This window comes from Achromobacter sp. T5-5, from assembly GCF_055397965.1.
Genome location: NZ_AP027919.1, coordinates 6,086,465 through 6,109,237 on the forward strand (window position 1 = coordinate 6,086,465; position 22,773 = coordinate 6,109,237).

Annotated in this window: 21 protein-coding genes; 9 read left to right on the top strand and 12 right to left on the bottom strand. The window is 66.2% G+C overall.

What is annotated here, in order from left to right; all coding sequences use genetic code 11:
* Positions 1–55: 55 nt before the first annotated feature.
* From ACZ50Q_RS27585 to ACZ50Q_RS27610, 6 genes are all read right to left on the bottom strand, one after another.
* Positions 56–952: a DUF6999 family protein gene (locus ACZ50Q_RS27585; RefSeq protein WP_464080101.1), complete on the bottom strand. Its 897-nt coding sequence runs from the start codon at positions 950–952 to the stop codon at positions 56–58.
* Positions 949–2,883: an iron-containing redox enzyme family protein gene (locus ACZ50Q_RS27590; RefSeq protein WP_464080102.1), complete on the bottom strand. Its 1,935-nt coding sequence runs from the start codon at positions 2,881–2,883 to the stop codon at positions 949–951. The genes ACZ50Q_RS27585 and ACZ50Q_RS27590 overlap by 4 nt, the downstream gene beginning before the upstream one ends.
* Before the next feature lie 33 nt (positions 2,884–2,916).
* Positions 2,917–3,825, bottom strand: coding sequence for a fatty acid desaturase (locus ACZ50Q_RS27595; RefSeq protein ID WP_464080103.1), 909 nt, complete (start codon positions 3,823–3,825; stop codon positions 2,917–2,919).
* Entirely contained in the window at positions 3,825–4,610 is a 786-nt protein-coding gene (locus ACZ50Q_RS27600; RefSeq protein ID WP_464080104.1) for a sterol desaturase family protein, read from the bottom strand. Before ACZ50Q_RS27600 ends, ACZ50Q_RS27595 begins: the two co-directional genes overlap by 1 nt.
* Before the next feature lie 101 nt (positions 4,611–4,711).
* On the bottom strand, positions 4,712–5,626 hold the full coding sequence (gene dapA / locus ACZ50Q_RS27605; protein ID WP_464080105.1) for a 4-hydroxy-tetrahydrodipicolinate synthase: 915 nt from the start codon (positions 5,624–5,626) through the stop codon (positions 4,712–4,714).
* Positions 5,627–5,967: 341 nt separating this feature from the next.
* Positions 5,968–6,453, bottom strand: coding sequence for a GAF domain-containing protein (locus ACZ50Q_RS27610; RefSeq protein WP_092579480.1), 486 nt, complete (start codon positions 6,451–6,453; stop codon positions 5,968–5,970).
* Positions 6,454–6,597: 144 nt separating this feature from the next.
* Between ACZ50Q_RS27610 and ACZ50Q_RS27615 the strand changes: the two genes are divergently transcribed.
* From ACZ50Q_RS27615 to ACZ50Q_RS27635, 5 genes are all read left to right on the top strand, one after another.
* On the top strand, positions 6,598–7,794 hold the full coding sequence (locus ACZ50Q_RS27615; RefSeq protein WP_076518365.1) for an aminotransferase-like domain-containing protein: 1,197 nt from the start codon (positions 6,598–6,600) through the stop codon (positions 7,792–7,794).
* 114 nt (positions 7,795–7,908) lie between these two features.
* Positions 7,909–8,835: a 4-hydroxybenzoate octaprenyltransferase gene (gene ubiA / locus ACZ50Q_RS27620; protein WP_076521890.1), complete on the top strand. Its 927-nt coding sequence runs from the start codon at positions 7,909–7,911 to the stop codon at positions 8,833–8,835.
* Positions 8,836–8,904: 69 nt separating this feature from the next.
* The gene (locus ACZ50Q_RS27625; RefSeq protein WP_092579484.1) at positions 8,905–9,309 is read left to right on the top strand and encodes a DUF1090 domain-containing protein; all 405 of its coding nucleotides are present in this window, start codon (positions 8,905–8,907) and stop codon (positions 9,307–9,309) included.
* Positions 9,310–9,575: 266 nt separating this feature from the next.
* Positions 9,576–9,971: a DUF4148 domain-containing protein gene (locus ACZ50Q_RS27630; protein ID WP_092579486.1), complete on the top strand. Its 396-nt coding sequence runs from the start codon at positions 9,576–9,578 to the stop codon at positions 9,969–9,971.
* Between the two features lie 201 nt (positions 9,972–10,172).
* Complete coding sequence (locus ACZ50Q_RS27635) at positions 10,173–11,291, top strand: saccharopine dehydrogenase family protein (protein WP_076518362.1); 1,119 nt, start codon at positions 10,173–10,175, stop codon at positions 11,289–11,291.
* A 44-nt stretch (positions 11,292–11,335) separates the two neighbouring features.
* Here the strand turns inward: ACZ50Q_RS27635 and glcC are convergent, their stop codons facing one another.
* Positions 11,336–12,100, bottom strand: a complete 765-nt coding sequence (gene glcC, locus ACZ50Q_RS27640) for a transcriptional regulator GlcC (RefSeq protein WP_464080106.1) — start codon at positions 12,098–12,100, stop codon at positions 11,336–11,338.
* A gap of 237 nt (positions 12,101–12,337) precedes the next feature.
* Here glcC and ACZ50Q_RS27645 point away from each other — a divergent pair, with 237 nt between their 5' ends.
* From ACZ50Q_RS27645 to ACZ50Q_RS27655, 3 genes are all read left to right on the top strand, one after another.
* Positions 12,338–14,512 carry a malate synthase G gene (locus ACZ50Q_RS27645; protein WP_464080107.1) on the top strand — a complete coding sequence of 725 codons (2,175 nt, stop codon included), beginning with the start codon at positions 12,338–12,340 and terminating at the stop codon, positions 14,510–14,512.
* A 124-nt stretch (positions 14,513–14,636) separates the two neighbouring features.
* The gene (locus ACZ50Q_RS27650; protein ID WP_076518360.1) at positions 14,637–15,254 is read left to right on the top strand and encodes a TetR/AcrR family transcriptional regulator; all 618 of its coding nucleotides are present in this window, start codon (positions 14,637–14,639) and stop codon (positions 15,252–15,254) included.
* A gap of 310 nt (positions 15,255–15,564) precedes the next feature.
* Entirely contained in the window at positions 15,565–16,419 is an 855-nt protein-coding gene (locus ACZ50Q_RS27655) for a cysteine hydrolase family protein (protein ID WP_464080108.1), read from the top strand.
* A 91-nt stretch (positions 16,420–16,510) separates the two neighbouring features.
* Here the strand turns inward: ACZ50Q_RS27655 and ACZ50Q_RS27660 are convergent, their stop codons facing one another.
* The 4 genes from ACZ50Q_RS27660 to ACZ50Q_RS27675 form a co-directional block, all read right to left on the bottom strand.
* Entirely contained in the window at positions 16,511–17,107 is a 597-nt protein-coding gene (locus ACZ50Q_RS27660; protein ID WP_092579494.1) for a TetR/AcrR family transcriptional regulator, read from the bottom strand.
* A gap of 151 nt (positions 17,108–17,258) precedes the next feature.
* Positions 17,259–17,564 (bottom strand): DUF4148 domain-containing protein, encoded by a 306-nt coding sequence (locus ACZ50Q_RS27665; RefSeq protein ID WP_464080109.1) that lies wholly within the window; start codon positions 17,562–17,564, stop codon positions 17,259–17,261.
* Between the two features lie 84 nt (positions 17,565–17,648).
* The gene (locus ACZ50Q_RS27670; protein WP_076518356.1) at positions 17,649–17,954 is read right to left on the bottom strand and encodes a DUF4148 domain-containing protein; all 306 of its coding nucleotides are present in this window, start codon (positions 17,952–17,954) and stop codon (positions 17,649–17,651) included.
* Between the two features lie 243 nt (positions 17,955–18,197).
* Positions 18,198–19,151: a helix-turn-helix transcriptional regulator gene (locus ACZ50Q_RS27675; RefSeq protein WP_464080110.1), complete on the bottom strand. Its 954-nt coding sequence runs from the start codon at positions 19,149–19,151 to the stop codon at positions 18,198–18,200.
* 166 nt (positions 19,152–19,317) lie between these two features.
* Between ACZ50Q_RS27675 and ACZ50Q_RS27680 the strand changes: the two genes are divergently transcribed.
* Complete coding sequence (locus ACZ50Q_RS27680) at positions 19,318–21,519, top strand: TonB-dependent siderophore receptor (protein WP_464080111.1); 2,202 nt, start codon at positions 19,318–19,320, stop codon at positions 21,517–21,519.
* Between the two features lie 15 nt (positions 21,520–21,534).
* On the opposite strand, the gene ACZ50Q_RS27685 is transcribed toward ACZ50Q_RS27680, so the two are convergent.
* Positions 21,535–22,701, bottom strand: coding sequence for a mandelate racemase/muconate lactonizing enzyme family protein (locus tag ACZ50Q_RS27685; RefSeq protein ID WP_092579502.1), 1,167 nt, complete (start codon positions 22,699–22,701; stop codon positions 21,535–21,537).
* Between the last annotated feature and the right edge of the window lie 72 nt (positions 22,702–22,773).

Here is a 22,773-nt window from a genome sequence, read left to right on the forward strand (position 1 = left end):
AGCCCACCAGCCGGACGATGTAACGCCGGGTCAACACTGATCCCTGCCGTCTTTTCTACGCGATCGGCGCAGGTGGCTCGCCGCCTTGCTGCGCTTCTTTCATCTCCATCAGCAGGCTGTGCAGCATCTCGGTGGACAGCCCGTGCAGCACCAGCCGGTAGCCCGCGCGCAGGGTCGACAGCGGCACCAGCGGATGGTTGTTGTTGACCAGGATCAGGTGCTGCGGCGCCCCCAGCAGCTTGGCCGCATAGATGCCGATGGTCTCGTCCAGCTGCAGCGAATTGGCCGCGCGCCAGAAGTCATTGTCGGTCAGCATCAGCTGGTAGAGCGGCGTGAAAAGCTCGATGGCGCTTTGCAGGTCCAGGAAGTTCAGCTTGCCCCGCGGCATGTCCTCCAGCCGGATCGGCGGGTCGCGGAGCATGGAGAAGTCCACCGTCTGGGGCGCATGCATCTCCACGCCCGCATCGCGCAGCGCCTGGTTCAGGCGGATGACGAAGTTAAAGAGATTCAGGTCGTGCTTGACGAAGAGATCGTCCTTCAGGTCGCCGATCTCCATCGGCTCGAGCGGCGTCGTGGTGATCGGCACCGGCGAGTTCGCGGCGATGAAGGCCAGCGCCTGCGCGCCCAGGTGGAAATGCCGCAGGATCAGCCAATTGGCCTCGGGCGACACGAACCGCTTCAGGCCCCAGGCCAGGATGCGATGCAGCAGCTTCGAATGCGACCAGCGGCGCGGCAGGAAGGTCTTGACGACCTGGATCAGGATGATGAAGGCGCGCGCGATCGGCCGCAGGAATGGCAGCAGATACTGGCGCGACGCGCAGCTCGAGTCGGTCAGCCAGGCCTTCTTGACCTTGTCCGGCAGCGGCGTGCTGCGATCCAGGTACAGCGCGAGCCAGGGGCTCGGGTCCGAGGGATCGTGTTCCCGGGCAAGGAATTCGGGCTCCTTGTTCATGCCGCGTCCGCCTCCATCACATGATGAAACTGCATCAGGTAGAGCGCCGCCGTGCGACGCGCCGTGTCGACGATGCGCTGCGCGGCGCGCCCGTCCTCGTCGCAATCGAGCGCCAGCTCCACCGCGGTCAGCCACCGCGCCAGATGGTGCTCGTCGTTGTGGCCGTGGTATTCCAGGAAGCGGAAGGCGTCGGGCGGCAGCTTCAGGCTTGCCTTGAGCAGCGGCAGCAACGCCGGCACGATGCGCTGTCCCGTGCCCTCGATGATGTAGATCGCGCCCAGCAGCCCGATCGGATCGCGCGTGGCCGCCAGCCCGTGCAGATAGGCGTTGAGCGCCTCGCCGCCGGGATTGCGGCGCAGGGCGTCGATGTTGTCCACCATGCCGCCCGCCGTGCGGTAGTCCTGGAACAGGATCTGGAAATCGTTCTGCTCTTCGCCCGCGTGCGTGTCGATCAGCGCGGCCAGGGGCGCGTACTGCTCGGTCAGCGAGGCGGCGCCCTCGCGCATCCACTTGCTGCCTTCGCGCACCTGCGGGATCCAGTTCTCCATCCAGGTCAGGTAGTCCGCGGTCTGGAACCGGCGCTCGCGCAGGCGCCTGACCACCGGCGTGCGCCACACGCGCGAGCGGTAGTCGTGCCAGATGGACGCCAGCTCGGTCAGCAGTTGTCCCAGTCCTTGCGGCGCCATGTCGGGATCGTGCGGCGGCGCGATCGCTTCGGCGTCCAAGCTCGCCGCGTCCTGGCGCGCGGCGGCGGGCACTGCGGCGGCAGCACCGGCGGCGACGCCGGGGCTGGCGTGGACCGCCTCGGCTTCCAGCAGCATGTAGGCCGCCATGAAGCGCCCGGATTCCGGGATGTAGCAGAAGATCTGCTCGCCCGGCTTGACCTCGCGCGTCTCCAGGAACTCGGCCAGCATGATCAGGATGGACGCGGCGCCGGTGTTGCCGCGCCAGGCCAGGTTGCTGAACCAGCGCTCGCGCGGGATCGCGAGGCCCGCCTTCTCCATCAGGTCTTCCACCACGGGGATGAATTTCTCGGATGAGTAATGGCACAGGAAGTGGTCGACCTGGTCCGGATCCACCCAGCCGTCGCGCACCAGCTTGGCGTACTCATGGATGCCGATATCGAACAGATGCGGCAGCAGGCGGATGTCCTGGCGCAGCGACAGCGCGCCATCCGCCTCGGCCTCGTTCCAGGACGGGTAATCCAGGTGCCCCTTGCTCCGGTCCGCCGACAGCCCGAGCTGCATGCACACGGGGTAGTCGCCGGAGAACGAGCGCTGGTGCACCCACTTCAAGCGCAGGCGCACGCCCTGCGACGCGCCGGCCAGCGGCCGGCCGCTGTTGCCCAGCAGCACCGCGCCGGCCCCGTCCGACAGCATCCAGCGCAGGAAGTGCGCATCGAAATCCGCGTCATAGCCGCGCGCGGCGAAGCGCGAGCGCTTGAACAGGCGCGACGGCAGTTCGCTCGCCACGGCCAGGGCGCTGGCATGCGCCCCCAGCTCCACGCCCTGAGCGGCGGCCTGGATGGCGGACACGCCCGCGGCGCAGATGCCATGCACCGACAGCGTTTCCATGGGCGGCGCGGCAAGCTCGCCCTGGATCATGTTCGAAAAACCCGGCATCAGCGCATCGCCGCCCGACGATCCGCTCGTGAGCAGGGACACGGCCGACAGATCGGTGTCGTGGCGCCGCAGGCAGTCGCGGATGGCGTTGGCCGCGAGCTGCGCGTTGGAGAACACGGTCGCGCCGTCGGCATCGATGGCGTAGTAACGCTGCTTGATGCCGTTCTCGGCCAGGATGCGGCTCTTGATCCGGCTGGACATGCGGTTCAGCGGCGCGATGTAACTGTCCATCGCTTCGTTGGACACGGGCTCGCCCGGCATGAAATAGCCGGCGCTCTCCAGGTAGACACGATGAAACGCAATAGGCATGGCGGATCTCTGGTGAAAGGTGGCAATGCGGCGCTAGCGGACGTGCTCGGGCGCCATGCAGGAACGGCTGCGAAACCGCGGAACGAACGCGCCCAGGATGAAGACGCGGAACATGTAGGGAGTCAGGCCGCGTTCATTCAGTTCGCTTCGCACGCGGCCGCGATAGTGGTCGCGGTGCAGGCGGGTCAGTTCGGACCAGTGCGCGCGCGGATGCTCGTGATGCGCGGTATGCAGGCCGATATTGAAAAGCAGCGGGTTGACCAGGCCCTCGAAGTTGCGCGCGTAGTTCAGGCCGGCCACGTGCCGGGGCCCGCCGTCCGCGTGCGCATGCTGCAGGTAATTTGTGGCCAGCAGCCAATGCAGGCCATGGAGCTGCGGCACGATCACGAACACCAGCGCCTTGACCGGGTTCAGCGCGATCAATCCGGCCCACAGGCCCAGCCACGCGCCGTACTGCGCCATGCAGTAACGCCACGCGCCGGGCCAGTGGCGGCGCAGCCGCCCCAGCCACGCGAAGAACAGCGGATACAGCACCCAGACCGCCTGGACGGGATGGATGACATAACCCCACAGGTGATTCGTGTCGCCGCCGAAACGGTAGGTGCGCGCCACGTCGCGCGCCCCATGCTTGTAGCGGTGATGATTGGCCACGTGGGCCGGATAGAACACGAAGGTGGGGTGCCCCTGCAGCAGCGTGATCCAGAAGTCGGTGATCCGGTTCGCGCGCCGTCCGCGCCACATCCGGATGTGCGTGTGGTTGTGATGGATGACGCCGATGCCCAGCGTCAGGAACAGCATCAACGCATAGAGCGGCCACCAGAACCCGTAGACCCATTGCCACGCCGCCAGCGCGGGCAGCGCGGCCAGATAGGCCAGGCTCTGCCAGTCGCGCCGGTTGCGCAGCGCCGGCAGTCCGCGGCGCCGACCCAGGACTGCCGCCACTATGCGTTGCCCCGCTGGCCGGCGCCCGGCTCGCGCTGCCGGTAGGCGTCAAGCTGGCGCTCCGCCGCCTGCGCGCCCAGCCGCGTGCGGAACAGGCGGTCCATGAAGGTGAACTGGAAGCCGTAATTGCCGTTGTAGCAGGCGTGGTGCAGATGATGCCGCCGGCTGGCGGCGAACCAGTGCGCGTACGACACCTTGGGGAAGAAGTCGTAGTTGGCGTGCCCGATGCAATTGAAGAACAGGCTGAAGATCGGCACCGACGCCAGCGACCAGAAGCTGAAGTCGTGCACCACCATGGGCAGCAGGATCACGTTGCCCAGCATCAGCGCCTCGATGGGATGAAAGCTGTAGGTCGAAAACGGCGTGGTGACGACGGAGCGGTGGTGCGGCAGGTGAAAACGGCGCAGCAGCCGCGTGTGCAGCAGGCGGTGGTTGATCCAGAAATGCACGTCGTTCCAGGCCACCAGCGCCAGGATTTCCAGCACGATCTGCAGCCCGCTCGCGTCCGGGTCCAGGCGCGCCCAACCCAGTTGCAGCAGGCCCCACGGAAAGATCATGCCAGTGCCGAACAGCAGGATCGACAAGCCGGACTGCGCGAACTCGCGCCGCAACTGGCCCGGCGCCAGCGGACGCGGGTCGAGCGGGCGGCCCAGGCCGAGCGCCGGCAGGACATGCCGGGTCAGCAGCCAGGTGGCCGCGCCAAAGAGCAGGTAGATGCCGCCAAAGAACAGCAGCCCCGCCAGCATCACCTGCCAGGCGGACAAGGCTTCGAAAGCTTGACCCATGAAGGTTTTGTTTCACCCTGAAGAATGGCCGCATGATAAGCAATCCGTCAGCGTCCGGGCGAGTCAATTATTACCAATTGAATCCGGACGCCACAAAGCGCTCACGCTGCGCGCAGGGTCGCTGCCGCCACGGGAAACTGGCGATCGAGCGCCGTGACGGCCGCGTCCAGCCGCTCTCCGAGCGCCGCGCTGGCAGGCAGCATCGGCAGGCGCAGCTCGTTCGACAGCAGCCCCTGGCGCGCCAGTTGGGCCTTCAGCGGTCCCGGGTTGGGCTCGGCGAACACCCGCTGGATCACCGGCGCCAGCGCGTGGAACAGCGCCCTGGCCTCGTCCAGCCGCTGGTCCCGCACCGCGCGGTGCATGGCCACAAAGAGGTCGGGGCGCAGGTGCGCGGCGGCGGCGATCATGCCGGTTCCGCCCAGGCACAGCACAGAAAGCGATTGCAGGTCCTCGCCGGCCAGCACGTTCATCCGGCCGTCGGCGATCAGCGCCACCGTCTTTTCCAGGGAGCCGCCGCAGTCCTTGATCGCGGCGATGTTGGGATGCGCGGCCAGCGCCAGCAGGGTCGACGTGTCCAGCGTGGTGCCGGTGCGGTAGGGAATGTCGTAGAGCACCAGCGGAAAGCGCGAGGCGTCGGCCAGGCAGCGGAAGTACGCGGCCGCGCCTTCCTGGCCGGCGCGCACGTAGTACGGCGCGGGCGCCAGGATGCCGGCCAACGGCCGGGTGCCGAACGCCGACAGCCGCTGCAGCACGTGTCCCTGGTGATTGCCTGCCAGGCCCATGACGATGGGCAGGCTGCCCGCTTCGGCCAGCACCGCGTCCAGCACGGCAAGCTGCTCGGCGTCGTCCAGGGAGGCGGCCTCGCCGGTGCTGCCGCACACGACCAGCCCGTCCACGCCCGCGGCCGCGTAGTGCCGCACGAGGCGGCGCAGGGCCCCGCCGTCGACCGCGCCGCCCGAAAACGGCGTGACCAGCGGCACCCAGACGCCCTGGAACAGAGATTGATGTGATTGCATGAGAACACTCCTTCGGTAGGACCGTGGTGGGACCGTACAGAAGTGCTCGGGATGTCAGGGGGTGCGCGCGGAGGCGCAAACGCGCCGCCAGGAGGCCGCTGTTCCGTCGCCCATCTGACGGAACAGCATGCTCCGGTCAGATGAGCGGCTGTTTTTTGGATTTCAGGCCGGCGGCAGCCAGCACCACGCCAAGGGCGCGGATACGTGCAGCAGTCTGGTGGGCCTGAGGAATCATGAAATGGCGAAGCGCGATGAGGCGACGGTTGCGGAAATCTACCGGGCGCGCGCGGCGGTGTCAACGAGGTGGCGGATCCGGGCAGGCGACCGGCCCGGCCCGAAGATCAGGCCAGCGTGGCCAGGAACACCTCGCACAGGGCCTGCATGCCCTTGCGGTCGTCTTCATCGAAGCGGCCCGGCACGGGGCTGTCCACGTCCCAGACGCCGATCAGCTCGCCCCGGTGCACCAGCGGCACCACGATTTCGGAGCGCGAGGCCGCGTCGCAGGCGATGTGGCCGGGGAAGGCATGCACGTCCGGCACGAGCTGCGTCTGGCGCTGGCTGGCGGCCGCGCCGCACACCCCGCGGTTCAGCGGGATGCGCACGCAGGCGGGCTTGCCCTGAAAGGGGCCCAGCACCAGCTCCTGGCCGTCGAAGAAATAAAAGCCCACCCAATTCAGGTCGGGCAAGGCCTGGAAGGCCAGCGCGCTCAGGTTGGCGGCATTGGCGATGCGGTCGGGCTCGCCTTGCAGCAGGGCGCGCGCCTGGACGGCGAGTTCGGCGTACAGGGCAGCCTTGGAATCGGCGACGATGGGAGCGGCTTCGAACATGGAAATGTAACTGTACAGGCGGTTATCGATGCAGGTGATTTTAGGGGTTCCACCCGTTAAAGGGGCCGGGCTGTTACCGTGTGGGACAATACTTTGTTGTCAAACGCATCAACCGACCCACCCTTCTTGATCAAGAAGCACTCCATGGACAAGCCTATCGAACCTGCGTTTTCCTTTTCGGAACGCGCCCTGCAACTCACCAGCTCCGCCATCCGCGAGATCCTCAAGGTAACCGAGCGTCCTGAAGTCATTTCGTTCGCGGGCGGCCTGCCTGCGCCGGGCGGCTTTCCGGTAGAGGTGGTACGAGCAGCATTCGACAAGGTCCTGTCCACCAACGGCCGCGCGGCCCTGCAATACGGCCCGACCGAAGGCTACGCGCCGCTGCGCAAGTGGGTCGCCGATGACCTGACCGCCGCCGGCGCCGACGTCGCGCCCGACCAGGTCCTGATCGTGTCCGGCTCGCAGCAGGCGCTGGACCTGCTGGGCAAGGTGCTGATCGACAAGGACAGCAAGGTGCTGGTCGAAGACCCCAGCTACCTGGGCGCGCTGCAATCGTTCAGCCTGTACCAGCCCAAGTTCGTGCCGGTGCCCACCGACGAAGGCGGCCTGATCCCCGAAGCCATCACCCCCGAACTGGCCGACGGCGCCCGCTTCCTGTACGCCCTGCCCAATTTCCAGAACCCCACCGGCCGCACCCTCAACCTCGAGCGCCGCATCGCGCTGGTCAAGCGCGCCGCCGAACTGGGCCTGACCATCGTCGAGGACGATCCCTACGGCGAACTGCGCTACGCCGGCGAGCCGCAGCCCGGCCTGATCACGCTGGCCAAGGAATACGGCGCCAACGTCGTGCGCCTGGGCACGTTCTCCAAGGTGCTGGCCCCCGGCCTGCGCCTGGGCTATATCGCCGCCGGCCGCGCCCTCATCAACAAGCTGGTGCAAGCCAAGCAGGCCACCGACCTGCACACGCCCACGCTGACCCAGATGGCCGTGTACGAGATCGTCAAGGACGGCTTCCTGGCCGAGCACCTGCCCAACGTGCGCGAGATCTACCGCGCCCAGGGCAGCTGCATGCTGGACGCCATCCAGAAGGAATTCCCGGCCACCGTCACCTGGACCAAGCCCGAAGGCGGCATGTTCATCTGGCTGACCTTGCCCGAGCACATCGACAGCACCAAGCTGCTGGAAAAGGCCATCGCCCAGAACGTCGCGTTCGTGCCCGGCGCGCCGTTCTACAGCGGCGAAGGCAAGCGCAACACGCTGCGCCTGAGCTTTGCCACCGTGCCGGAAGACAAGATCCGCACCGGCATCGCCATCCTCGGCAAGCTGTTGAAGGCCGAGTAAGGCTCCCGCCCAGGCAGGCCCGCTTCGGCGGCGCCTGACCACATACCGGCCGGGCGCAATGCCCGGCCGTTGTTTTATGCTGTCGGCTTTCCCGACCGATTCCTGACCGTGACAGTGAGCGCTTCGCAACAATCCCCTACCGATCTCAGCGACATCGTCTTCACCGACTGGGTCGAACGCTGGCTGCCCAAGTCGTGGCGGCCCTATGCCCGCCTGTGCCGGCTGGACCGGCCCATCGGCACCTGGCTGACCCTGCTGCCGGCCATCGCCGCGCTGGTGCAGGCGGCGGGCGGGCTGCCCGACCTCAAGCGGCTCATCGTGTTCTCGCTGGGCGCGCTGCTGATGCGCGGCATTGGCTGCACCGTCAACGACATGTGCGACCGCAACTTCGACAAACACGTGGAACGCACGCGCTTCCGTCCGTTGACGAGCGGCCAGTTGACGATGAAGAACGCCGTCTGGTTCCTGCTCGGCCAGTTGCTGGTCTGCGGGTCGCTGCTCTTCTTCCTGAACGACATGAGCCGCTGGCTGGCCGTGGCCGTGCTGCCGTTCGTCTTCATCTATCCCCTGTGCAAGCGCGTCACGTACTGGCCGCAGGTGGTGCTGGGCATCTGCTTCAACTGGGGCATGCTGATGGCCTGGTCCGACACGCAGAACCACGTCCCGCTGGCTGCCATCGCCATGTGGCTGGGCGCGGTGCTGTGGCAGGTGGGGTACGACAGCATCTACGCCTACGTGGACGTGCGCGACGACCGCAGCCTGGGCCTGCACTCGACCGCCATGCGGTTTGGCGACCAGGGCAAGCTGTGGATCGGCGGGTTCTACCTGGGCACCGTGCTGCTGTGGGCCTGGGGTGGCCATGCCATGGGCTTGTCGTGGGCCTATCAGGTGGGGATGGCGGCCGTGGCCGCGCACCTCGCCTGGCAACTGAAGGTCTTCGACATCCAGCGCCCCGACCGCAATTTCATGCTGTTTCGCGCCAATCTGTGGCTGGGCGCCCTCCTGGTCGTGGCCGCGCTGGCGGGCGCGCTGATCCGCTGAGGCGCATTTGCGGGCCTGCCGCGCTCGGGGGATGATGGTGCTTCCGCCCCACCGTCACGGAGACACCGCATGCCCGCAACGATCAAATCCCTGACTGCCGCCGCCGCCGCGTGCGCCCTGCTTGGCGCGCTGCCCGCACAGGCCGCCTCCGACTGCGCCGCGCTGCGCGGTTGCGCGGCCAAGTTCTGCCACATCGAAAACGACATCGCCGCCGCCCAGGCGCAGAACAATTCGCGCCGCGAGGCGGGCCTGCGCAAGGCGCTGGCCGAAGCCAAGGCCAACTGCACCGACAGCCGCCTGCAATCGCAGCGCGAAGCCGAGGTGCGCGAAAAGCAAGCCGACGTCGCCGAGCGGCAGGAGGAACTGAAGGAAGCGCGCGCCAAGGGCAAGCAGGACAAGATCGACAAGGCGCAGCGCAAGCTGCAAGAGGCCCAGGCCGACTACGACGCCGCATTGGCCGAGCTGAACCGCTGAAAAGGCGCGATACGCGCCGCCGCCTGGCCGGCCCGCGTCGGCCAGGAACATGACCTGTCACCCGGTGGAAATATCGCCATCCATGGTGCCAACATGGTTAATTCAAATCGATTAGCCATGATTTTGGAAAGATGTTTTCTGAGAATAAGGGTTTATCCCAGGGGTAATTAGGCACAGAATGCCTCTCATCGGGACACAGCAAGCGAGCCCCAGGCAATCAGGCCAGCGGCTCGGATCCCAAGCTCACAAGACATCGGAGGTCTGCCATGAAAACCCTTGCTACCGCATTGATGTTGTCCATGTCCGTTCTGGCCGCTGGCGCCCAAGCCGCCGAAGCCGACCAGGGCCCCACCCGCGCCCAGGTCCAGGCCGAACTGCAACAAGCCAAGGCCTCGGGCCAATACACCTTCGGCGAAGAAGGCTACCCCGCCCCGATCGTGCAGAAGTCCAGCCTGTCCTCGCAACAAGTCCAAGCTGACCTGGCCCAGGCCAAGAACGCTGGCCAAGTCACCTTCGGCAACCTGGACTACCCGCCCGTCGCCGCGTCGGCAACCGCCACGTCGCTGACCCGCGCCCAGGTCGAATCGCAACTGGCCCAGGCCAAGGCGGAAGGCCTGGTGACCTTCGGCAACATGGACTACCCGCCCCAAATGGGCAGCTGATCGCACCGCCCGCTCGGGCGCGATTTGCCTCTCAAAGCCCTCCGGCCACAAGCCGGAGGGCTTTGTCATTGACGTTTCGACGTTCGATTTGGTCATAACGCCTGCAACTTAGGCCATTACGACACTTTTGCAGCTACAAATCGACAGCGCTCCCGCATAGGATGAGGCCACTTCCCTCCCTCACATTGCAGGAGCAGCACCATGTCCACGCACACCAAATCCATCGTCCTGCTGGGCGCCGGCAAGATCGGCTTTGCCATCGCCCTGATGCTGGAACGCAGCGGCGATTACACCGTCCTGGTCGCCGATCAGGACGCCGGGCGCCTCGCGGTGCTGGCCGAGCTGGGATGCGAAACGCGCCAGATCGGCGACGACGCCAGCGTGGCGCGGTGCATCGAAGGCGCCTACGCCGTGGTCAATGCGCTGCCGTTTCACCGCGCCATTGCGGTGGCGGGCCTATGCGCGAAGGCCGGCGTGCATTATTTCGACCTGACCGAGGACGTGGCCAGCACCCATGCCATCCAGGCGCTGGCCACAGGCGTCAGCACGGTGCTCATGCCTCAATGCGGCCTGGCGCCAGGCTTCATCGGCATCGTCGGCAACGCGCTGGCGCGCCGTTTCGACACCCTGCTGGACCTGCGCATGCGCGTGGGCGCCCTGCCGCGTTATCCCTCCAACAGCTTGCGCTACAACCTGACGTGGAGCACCGAAGGGCTGATCAACGAATACTGCAACCCCTGCGAAGCCATCGTCGACGGCCAACTCACCAGCGTCCCCGCCCTGGAAGGCTACGAAACCTTCGCGCTGGACGGCGTGGAATACGAGGCCTTCAACACCTCCGGCGGCCTGGGCACCCTGCCCGCGACGCTGCTGGGCCGCGCGCGCAATGTGGATTACAAGTCGGTGCGCTATCCCGGCCACTGCAGCATCATGAAGCTGCTCCTCAATGACCTGCGGCTGCGCGACCGTCGCGATCTGCTCAAGGACATCTTCGAGTCGGCCATTCCCACCACCGAACAGGACGTGATCGTCATCCAGGCGTCGGCCTCCGGCTACCGCCGCGGCCGCCTGGAAGAAGAGTCCTACCCGATCCGCGTGTTCGGCGCGGAAGTCGATGGCCATCGCCTCAGCGCCATCCAGCTCTCGACCGCCGCGGGCATCTGCGCGGCGCTGGATCTGGTGGCCATGGGCGTGCTGCCGCAGCAGGGGTTCGTGGGCCAGGAAGCCATCGGCCTGGACGCGCTGTTGAGCAACCGCTTTGGCCGCATCTACGCGGGCAAGCCGCTGGCGCTGGCCGGTTGCGCGGTCGCCGACCGCTGACCGCTGGCCGCCGGCCGCTTCCAGGCGCTGCGCGCCGCGCGATGCTACGTCCAGCCTTCCAGCCGCAGCGTCGCGCGCACCAGGCGCTGCTCTTCCTGTTCGATATCGGCCAGGCTCTGGCGCACGCTGTCCACGTGATCGGCCGCGGCCTTGCGCGCCTGCTCGGGCTGGCGTCCGATCACCGCGTTGAAAAGCCGCGTGTGCTGGCGGTCGATCTGCCGCTTTTCGGGTTCGCGGTGGTACAGGTTGTTCACGCAGGCAAACACCGAGCCCAGCAGCAGGTCGGTCAGCGATTGCAGCGTGTGCACCAGAACCGGATTGTGCGAGGCTTCGCAGATGGCCAGGTGGAAGGCATGGTCCAGATGCGCGTGCGTGGCGGTGTCGGTGGCCGCGCCCTGCGCCGACACCATCTCGTCATAGCGGCGCCGGATCATGATGAAGTCCGCTTCCGTGCCGCGGATGGCCGCCAGCCGCGCCGATTCGGCCTCGAGCAGCGACCGCACTTCCAGCAGGTCGTACAGGGTTCGCGGCTGCGAATTGAACAGGTGCATCAACGGCCCCGCATCGACCTTCGAGATGCGCGCCACGAACGAACCCTTGCCCTGCGCCGTATGGATGATCTCGCGCGCGCGCAGCAGCTTCAGGCCCTCGCGCAGCGCCGTGCGCGAAACACCCAGCTTTTCTGTCAGGCGCCGTTCGGACGGCAGGGCCTGGCCGGCCTTGAGCACGCCGTCCAGAATCAGGCGCTCGATGCGTTCAGCCACTTCATCCGCCACCTGGCGGGGCCTTTCTTCAGTTTCCGCGTGCATGCGATCTCCGGACCAGTGGTATGACCATGCGGGGCCCGCGCTCGCGGGACGTGGCCATGCCTCTGTAAGTGGCTGATATCAAACCATAAAAATCGGACCTTTGCCCGGCAGCGGGCGAATAAACTGGTATGACCAGCGGGTTTTCGTATGGACATCGACGCGCACGCGAACGATGATGTCAGCACGCCTGGACCGGCGCGCCGCGCCGGCCATCCCTATTCATCGCCAGAGACCCGCATGACTCAACGCACCCAGCACCACGGCCTGCAAGTGGCGGCCGATCTCAGTCAATTCATCGAACAGGAAGCCCTGCCCGGCACCGGCCTGGATGCCGACGGCTTCTGGCAAGGCTTCGCCGCCCTGGTGCACGATCTGGCGCCGAAGAACCGCGCCCTGCTCGCCGAACGCGACCGGCTGCAGGCCGAGCTCGACGCCTGGCACCGCGCCCATCCCGGTCCCATCACGGACGCCGCCGCCTATCGCAAGTTCCTGGAGGGCATCGGCTACCTGCTGCCGCAGCCCGAGTCCGTCCGCGCCACCACCGACAACGTCGATACCGAGATCTCGCAGCAGGCGGGCCCGCAGCTCGTCGTGCCGATGTCCAATCCGCGCTACGCGCTGAACGCCGCCAATGCGCGCTGGGGCAGCCTGTATGACGCCCTCTACGGCACCGATGCCATTCCGGCCACGCCCGGCGACACCGGCAAGGGCTACAACCCCGAACGCGGCGCAGCCGTCATCGCCCGCGCGCGCAGCTTCCTGGACACCGCCGCGCCGCTGGCGCAGGGCTCGCACGCCGATGCCCGCGGCTACACCGTCGAAGACGGCCAGTTGCGCGTGGCGCTCGCCAGCGGCGCCACCAGCCTGAAGTCCGGCGCGCAGTTCGTCGGCTACCAGGGCGACGCCTCCGCCCCCACGGCAATCCTCCTCAAGAACAACGGCCTGCACTTCGAAATCCAGATCGACCCGGCCAGCCCCATCGGCAGCACGGACGCGGCGGGCGTGAAGGACGTGGTGGTCGAAGCCGCGCTCACCACCATCATGGACTGCGAAGACTCCGTCGCCGCCGTCGACGCCGACGACAAGGTGCAGATCTACCGCAACTGGCTCGGCCTGATGAAGGGCGACCTCACCGAAGAAGTCACCAAGGGCGGCAAGACCTTCACCCGCAAGCTCAACGCCGACCGCCGCTACACCCGTCCGGACGGCTCGCCCCTGAAGCTGCATGGCCGCTCGCTCATGTTCGTGCGCAACGTGGGACACCTGATGACCAACCCGGCCGTGCTGGACCGCGACGGCCAGGAGATTCCCGAAGGCATCCTGGACGCCGTCGTCACCAGCCTGGCCGCGCTGCATGACCGCCACAACAAGCTCAATTCCCGCACGGGTTCCGTGTACATCGTGAAGCCCAAGATGCACGGCCCCGCCGAGGCCGCGTTCGCCAACGAACTCTTCGACCGCGTCGAGGACCTGATCAAGGTGCCGCGCCACACCCTGAAAATGGGCATCATGGACGAAGAGCGCCGCACCAGCGTCAACCTCAAGGCCTGCATCCAGGCCGCGGCGTCGCGCGTGGCCTTCATCAACACGGGCTTTCTGGACCGCACCGGCGACGAAATGCACTCGGGCATGGAAGCCGGCCCCATGCTGCGCAAGGGCGACATGAAGTCCAGCGCCTGGATCGCCGCCTACGAACGCAACAACGTGCTGGTGGGCCTGGACTCGGGCCTGCGCGGCCGCGCTCAGATCGGCAAGGGCATGTGGGCCATGCCCGACCTGATGGCGGCGATGCTCGAGCAGAAGATCGCGCATCCCAAGGCCGGCGCCAACACCGCCTGGGTGCCGTCGCCCACGGCCGCCACGCTGCACGCGCTGCATTACCACCAGATCGACGTGCAGGCGGTCCAGCAGGAACTTGAACGCACCCGGCTGGACAGCGTGCGCGACGAACTCCTGGAGGGCCTGCTCTCGGTCCCGGTCGGCGATCCCTCCAAGTGGTCGGCCGCCGACATCCAGCAAGAGCTGGACAACAACGCGCAAGGCATCCTGGGCTACGTGGTGCGCTGGATCGACCAGGGCGTGGGCTGCTCCAAGGTGCCCGACATCCACAACGTGGGACTGATGGAAGACCGCGCCACGCTGCGGATTTCCAGCCAGCACATCGCCAACTGGCTGCGCCACGGCATCACCCACCGCGACCAGGTCATGGAAACCTTCCAGCGCATGGCCAAGGTGGTGGACGGCCAGAACGCGGGCGACCCGCTCTACCAGCCGATGGCGGGCAACTTCGATACGTCGCTGGCATTCAAGGCCGCATGCGCGCTGGTCTTTGAAGGGCTGACGCAGCCCAACGGCTACACCGAGCCCCTCCTGCACAAGTACCGCCTGGAATACAAGGCCGCGCGCGCCTGATTTCCCTCCCGTATTGGGATCTGCCAAGCCGGACAGCGATGCTGTCCGGCTTTTTCTTTGGCCCGATGTTGCGGCCCGATTTAAAAACCCGGTCGTTTTCGCACGGTCGTGCTAAATTCGCCGCATGACAGCGAAAACCGAAAAAAGCGAACTGACCTTCGCGGCCATCGTGGACACGGCCCTGGACATGGCGGCCGCGCAAGGCATGGAAAGCCTTTCGCTGGGCCAGGTCGCCAAGCGGCTGGGCATCAGCAAGAGCGGCGTATTCTCCCGCGTCGGCTCCCTGGAAGCCTTGCAACAGGCGGTGCTGGACGAATACGACCGGCGTTTCGTCGCGGCGGTCTTCACGCCCGCCATGGCCTATCCGCGCGGCCTGCCTCGCCTCAATGCCCTGGTGTCGCTGTGGATCGAACGCGCCAGCAACGTCGAAACGCTGACGGGCTGCATCTATGTCGCCGGCGCCTTCGAGTACGACGACGTCGACTCCCCGCTGCGCTCGGTGCTGGAACACAACCTGAGGCGCTGGCGCGCGGCGATGGTGCGCACTGTGGACCAGGCGCTGGAGGCCGGGCATCTGCGTCCGGACACGGATCCGCAGCAGCTCGTATTCGAGATCTACAGCCTGATGATCGGATTGATGCATGACGCCCGCTTCCTGCGGGACCCCAAGGCGCCGGAGCGCGTCAAGGCCGCCTACGAGCGGCTGATTTCCACGTATCGCAGCTTCAAGACCATCGAGTAGCCCCTGGTCCCCGCCGGTGCCGGCAGGTCGCCGGCCTTTCTTTCCCCTAATTTCGCACGATCGTGCGAATCTTGACAGGAGCAAGGCATGTGGATTCTTATTCCCCTGGGCGCAATCGGCGTTTCCGCCGTCCTCTGGCGCCGCTGGCGCTCGCTGCTGCGCCAGCTTCCCGACCGCGCAGAGCATCTCGTGCTGTTCTGACCTGATGTGCTGACCTGCAGTTCTGACCTGCAGTTCTGACGAACTGTTCCAAGTGCACTAAGGTCGGGGATCTCGTTCTATAGTCCGGTCTTCACCCTCCCGTCATGCCATGCCGCGCTCCATACACCTGCTGATCGTCGACCCGCAGAACGATTTCTGCGACCTGCCCGAAACGTATCTGCCCGCGGATCCGCTCACCGGCCTTGCCCACCGGCCCGCGCTTCCGGTCGCGGGCGCGCACGCCGACATGCAACGGCTGGCGCGCTTTATCGATGCGACGGCGCACGTGCTCACCTCGATCACGGTCACGCTGGATTCGCACCATCGGCTGGACATCGCGCACCCGACCTTCTGGCGCGCGGGCAATGGCGACCCGGTCGCGCCGTTTACCCCCATCACGGCCGCCCAATTGCGCGCCGGCGAATTCGTGCCGCGCCACGACGACGATCTGCCGCGCACGCTTGCGTACCTGGACGAACTCGAGGCCCGCGGGCGCTACACGCTGATGGCGTGGCCGGTCCACTGCGAGATCGGCACATGGGGGCACAACGTGCATGCCGACGTGCGCGCCGCCTACGGCCGCTGGGAAGAAGCGCGCCAGTTCATCGTGCGCAAGGTGCCCAAGGGCGCCAATCCCTGGACCGAACACTACAGCGCGCTCATGGCCGAAGTGCCCGACGCCGACGACCCGCGCAGCCAGCTCAATCGCGGCCTGCTCGATTCGCTGGACCGCGCCGACCTGATCCTGGTGGCGGGGGAAGCGGGCAGCCACTGCGTCAAGGCCACGGTCGAGCACCTGGCCGAGCACCTGCCCGGCGGCAACCTGTCGCGCATCGTGTTGCTGACCGACTGCATGAGTCCCGTCGCGGGCTTTGCCCAGGCGCAGGCAACCTTCCTGCAACGCATGCGGGACCTGGGCGTGCAGGAGCGCGCCAGCACCGACATGGCGCGCGCGCTGGCGTAATGCCGTCCCGCGCGGCGCGCGCCCAATGACAACGGCCGCCTGCGTGGGCAAGGCGGCCGTGAGGGAGCGTGCGAAATGCAGCGGTTGGCGCTCAGGCCTCGTGCCCGGCCTTGCCGTCGCATTCGACGTAAAGCGCGCCGATCGCCTCGCACAACGCGGGCGGCTGCTGGAACAGGCGCGACACCAGCAGGCAGCCCTGGATCGTCGCGAACACGGCCCGCCCCGCAGCGTCGGGCGTGCCAGAAAACTTCAAGGTGCCTTGCGCGGCGCCTTCGGCCAATACGCGGGCCAGCCAGGCTTCGTGCGCGCGAAAGAACCCCTGCAGCGCGCCGCGCACCCGTTCGGACAGGCTCATCACGTCGGCAGCCAGCATGCCGCCCAGACAGAGTTCACCGGAACCGCACGCGGCCGATTCCATCATCGACAGATATTTATCAAGCTGCGCCTGCGCCGGCAATGACGTATCGATGGCGCGCACCGCGCCGAGCGCGCGCGTGCTGTAGGCCTCGACCGCTTCATACAGCAGGTCGTCCTTGCCGGGAAAATAGTAGTGGATGCTGGACGTCTTGACGCCCACATGTTCAGCCAGGTCGCGGTAGCTGAAGCCGTTGCATCCGCGCATGCGGATCAGCTTCTCGGCGTGGGCCAGAAGCAGTTCGCGAGTGGTGTTGGAAGTCGGGGTATCCATGGCTGCATATTACCTACTAATAGATCGGTTCGTCATTGGGACGGTCCCTTATCGGCCTGGCCGAAAAGGCCGCTCAAGGCGCCCGACACTGCCTGCGGACCCCGGCCGGGATCGAGCCCGCCCCCGGGGTCCGCATCGCTTGCCATCTGGCTCAGCCTTGCACGGGCGGGTAGTCCAGTTCGCCGGCGTCGGTCAGGCCTTGGGCGCGGGCAGCGGCCAGTTCCTGCTTGACCTGGGCACGGGTCTTGTCGCCGGCGTAGGCAAATGCGGTCGCGGCATAACCTTCTTCGCCGGACACCAGTTCGCCGTTGGCGCGGGCCTCAGCCAGTTCCTGCTGCACCTGGGCGCGGGTGACCGTGCTTTGGGTGTTCAGGGCGGGCGGATAGTCCAGCTCGCCAGCCTGGGCGGCGCCGATGAAGGAAGCGGAAAGGATCAGGGCGGAAACGAGGGTCTTCATGAGGATTCTCCAGAAAGTGAGGGGTGATGCGTCGTGGTCGGATTAAAGCTATCTATATATAGATAGATAAGAGGTCGAAAAAAATCAGCCTTGGACGGGCGGGTAGTCCAGTTCGCCACCTTCGGTCAGGCCCTGGGCGCGCGCGGCGGCCAGTTCTTGCTTGATCTGGGCGCGGGTCTTGTCGCCAGCCTGAGCGATCGGGGCGGCGGCGTAGCCTTCTTCGCCGAACACCAGTTCGCCGTTGGCGCGGGCTTCAGCCAGTTCCTGCTGCACTTGGGCGCGGGTGACCGTGCTGTGCGTGTCCAGGGCGGGCGGATAGTCCAGTTCGCCGGCTTGGGCGGCGCCGATGAAGGAAGCGGAAAGAATCAGGGCGGATACGAGGGTCTTCATGGTCAATCTCCGAGTTGAAAGTTGCAGTGTGCGTTTCAGTTAGCTATCTACTTGTAGGTAGATCAAAAGGGAAATAAAAAAGCGGTCCTACTGTATTTCTGGTTTCGGCGCCGGGCGGTTTTGGTTGGGTGCGCTGCGTCGATGGATGAATCTTACCTACTACTAGATAGACAGCACAAGCCAGTAAAGTGAAACAATTTATGTCTGACTCGGAAATGCCACGTATCGGACCGTGCCGTCCCCTCACCACGACCGCGGAGAAGCGCCGTACCGCGCCTTGAAGATCTTGCTGAAATGGCTGAGGCTCGAATACCCCAGATCCCCGGCCGCCTGCGTCACGCTCATGCCGCCGCGCAGCAATTCGGCGGCTCTCGCCAGCCGCACGTCGCTCAGGTACGCGTGCACCGATCGGCCCACGGTTTCCCGCATCAATTGCTGCAGGCGCTTTTCCGACAACCCCACCATCCGCGCCAAGCGGCCAGGCGGCCATTGCTCCGTACAGCGTTCGCGCAACAGCAGACAAGCTTCATGCAACCGCCGATGTTCCAGCCCGGCCAGGCTCTTCGGCAATTCGGGCACGGACAGCAGTTGCACGAAGGCCGCCAGCATTTCCAATGACTTGGCGCGATACCAGAGCCGACGTGCTTCGGGCGCCGACGGCGCATCGCGGGAGACTGCGCCAGCCAACGCCAGCAGGCTGGCGGGCGCGTCCAGCGTGGCCACCAGCGAACCGTGCGCCGGCACACTCACATCGTGGGAAAACCGCTGCCGCAACAGGGCGATGGGCGCCGTATCGCCCGCCCGCGCCAACGCGTCTGGAGTAAAGCGGATATCCACCATTCGCACCCGCTGCTTCGCAAACAGATGCGTGGTCCAGCCCACCGCCTGCTCGTGGTTGAACAGCAAGGCCGCGCCGCCCGACAGGTTCAACGGCTTGCCCCCGTCCAGCGCCAGGATCGCGCCGCCCTCCAACCACACCTGCATGCCGAACACCGGCGCGCCGGGCGCCGGCAGGGTCAGCGCCCCCGAGGGGCAGCCATCCAGCACCACGACGCTGACGCCTTCCTCGACGCGATGCACGCACTGGATGACGTTTTCCCAGTCGTCGGTCTGAGGCACCGTCGGGAGTGTGCCGCGCCACCACTCGTGGGGCTTGGCAGGCGCGGTGTACGGATCGAGCAGAGGCAGAACGGGCAAGGACGCAGGGACGCGGGCGGGCATGGATTACAGGCGCTTCGCGCCAAGTGCAGCAAAACCGTCAATCGGCGCCGGGAAATCGTCAGACACGCGGCGGCTCTTCTGGAATCATGCCGTCGCGCAGGAATGATTCTTGTTAATTATAAATTGATCAAGAGGTATCAACGTGTCCTTTACCGTCAAGCCGCCCCCGTTGGCATTGCTCGCAGCCCTGGTCGCGTCCGCGCCGGTTGCCGCGCAAACGGCTCCCTCTGCCTCGGTGGGCGTCTCCACGCTGGCCCCGGTCCTGGTGCAGGGCACGACCGACGCCTCGCCGACGTCCGGCGGCGATTACGTCGCCACGCGCAGCCGATCCGGCACCAAGTCGGATGCCGCATTGATCGATACACCCCAGACCATCAATGTCATCACCCGGACGGAAATGGACCAGCGCGGCGTTACTTCCCTTGCGCAGGCCGTCCGCTACACGCCAGGGGTTTTCGCCCAGTACGGCGACAACGACGTGCGCTACGACTGGCTGACGATCCGCGGGTTCACCCCGTCGCGCTATCTGGACGGCCTGCTGCTGCCCTTCGGCGCACGCGGCTATGCCCAGCCGCGCATCGACACCTATGGACTGGAACGGATCGAGATCCTGAAGGGGCCTTCGTCCGGCCTGTATGGCCAAAGCGCTCCGGGCGGCCTGGTGAACATGACCAGCAAACGCCCCACCGCCGAACCGTTCAATGAAGTGGTCCTGCAGGCCGGCAGCTTCAACCGGTATCAAGGGTCGTTCGATTTCTCGGGCCCGGCCGACGAGGCGGGCCAGTTCCTGTACCGCCTGACCGGCACATTGCGCGACAGCGACACGCAGTACCAGCACGTCGACGACGACCGCCAGTTCATCGCCCCCAGCTTCACCTGGCGCCCATCGTCCGACACCAGCCTGAACATCAGTGCGCAATACCAGAAGATCACCAGCCACGGCGGCGGCGGCGCGCCCGTGCTGCCGGTCATCGGGACACTGGAGAAAAGCAGCGCCGGCTACATTCCCCGCGACCGCTTCGTCGGCGAACCGGGCTACGACATCTTCACCAATGAACAGACCATGGTCGGCTATACGCTGGACCACCGCGTGAACGACACATGGAGCCTGCGGCAAAGCGCGCGCTACACCAACGTCGACACCAACACGCGCCGGGTGCAGATCGGCGCCATGGTGTCGGAGACGCAGGCCATCCGCTACGCCTGGGCCTTCCCCGAGACGTCGCATGCGTTCCAGATCGACAACCAGGTGAATGCCAAATTCACGGCCGGCCCGACGCGCCACGACCTCACGATGGGCCTGGATTATCTGCGGGAAAAATCGCGCTACAACGAAAGCAGCCTGGGCCTGATGATGCCCCCGGCCTATCCGCTGTTCGACGTCTTCGACCCCGTGTACGGAGCGTCGGTAACGCGCCCGCCCACGGCCACCAAGATCAACATGACACGCAGCCAGATCGGCGTCTACGCGCAAGACCAGATCGAACTCGACCGGCTGCTGCTTACGCTCGCTGGCCGCTACGACTGGACCGACGGCACGACCGACACCGGCGCGCGCGGCAGCGCCGGCCAATGGAACTGGTCCTCCCGGGATGCCGATGCCAACCGTTTCACCGGCCGTCTCGGCGTCACGTATCGCTTTGATAACGGCCTGGCGCCCTACCTGAGCTACTCCACATCGTTCCAGCCCGTGACGGGCGTCATGCGCGACGGCTCGCCCCTCAAGCCCACGACCGGCGAACAATATGAGGTCGGCGTGAAATTCCAGCCCAACGGCTACGCCAGCTTCGTGACGCTGTCGGCGTTTCAGATCAACCAGAACAACGTCAGCACGCCGGACCCGGTCAACACCAGCTTTGTCGTGCAGACCGGCCAGGTGCAGGTGCAAGGCATCGAACTGGAAGGCAAGGCCAGCTTCGACAACGGCCTGGACCTGACCCTGTCCTATGCGCTCAGCGATAGCGAGATCACCCAGAGCAACGTTGCCGCGCAACGCGGCAATCAACTGAACTTCGTGCCGCGCCACCAGGCGGCGCTATGGGCCGACTACACCCTGCGCGACGGTCCGTTGCAGGGGGTCGGCCTGGGCGCGGGCGTGACGTACCGGGGCGGCTTTTACGGCGATCTGAACAACAACTACGCCATTCCGGCCGTCACCCTGGTCGACGCCGCCATCCGCTACGACCTGGGCCGCGCCAGCCCTGCACTCGCTGGCGCGCAGGTGGCCTTGAACGTCTCCAATCTGTTCGACAAACGCTACGTCGCCAACTGCCTGGGTACGGCCGTGAGCTGCTACTGGGGCGCGGAACGCACGGTCATGGCGACCTTGCGGTATCGCTGGTGATTCCCGGGCCCGGACTCACGACGAGAGCTCCCGCATGACGGCATAGAGATCCGCCTTGCCCTCGAAGCCGATGCCCGGCAGATCGGGCATCGTCACGTAGCCGCCTTCCACCTTGACGCCATCCGGGAAGCCGCCGAACGGCTGGAACAGGTCGGGGTAGCTCTCGTTGCCGCCCAGGCCCAGGCCCGCCGCGATGTTCAGCGACATCTGGTGCCCGCCATGCGGCACGCACCGGCTGGCCGACCAGCCATGCTGGCGCAGCATCGCCAGCGTGCGCAGGTACTCCACCAGGCCATAGCTGAGCGCGCAGTCGAACTGGAGGTAATCGCGGTCGGGGCGCATGCCGCCATAGCGGATCAGGTTGCGCGCGTCCTGCATCGAGAACAGGTTCTCGCCCGTGGCCATCGGCTTGTCGTAGTAATTGCGCAGCGTCGCCTGCAGCTCGAAATCCAGCGGATCGCCCGCCTCTTCATACCAGAAGAGGTCGTACTGCGACAGCGCCTTGGCGTAGGCGATGGCGGTGTCCAGATCGAAGCGGCCATTCGCGTCGACGGCCAGTTTCTGGCCATCCTGCAACACGCTCAGTACCGAATCGATGCGGCGCAGGTCCTCGTCCAGCGATGCGCCGCCGATCTTCTTTTTCACCACCGTATAGCCGCGATCAAGGTAGCTGCGCATCTCGTCCTTGAGCTTGGCGTGGTCCTGCCCCGGGTGGTAATACCCGCCCGCGGCGTACACAAACACCCGGCGATCCGGCTGGCCATTGCCGTAGCGCTCGGCCAGCAACTGGAACAGCGGCTTGCCCTCGATCTTCGCGACCGCGTCCCACACCGCCATGTCGATGGTGCCGATCGCGACCGAACGCTCGCCATGGCCGCCGGGCTTCTCGTTCTTGAACATGGCGTCCCAGACCTTGTGCGGATCCAGGTTGCGTCCGGTGGCGTCGACCAGCGAATCCGGGTCTGCCTCCAGCACGCGCGGAATGAACCGCTCGCGCATCAGCTTGCCCTGCCCGTAGCGGCCGTTCGAATTGAAGCCGTAGCCGACCACCGGCTTGCCGTCGCGGATCACGTCGGTGATCACGGCCACCAGGCTCAGCGTCATCTTGCTGAAGTCGATATAGGCGTTGCGGATGGGCGAACTGATGGGCAGGGTCTGCTCGCGGATGTCGACGATTCTCATGGCTTGTCTCCGATTCTCAGGGCTGGCCTCCGTCAGGGGCGGCCGGGGGAATCGATAGGTTAGAGGCGCCAG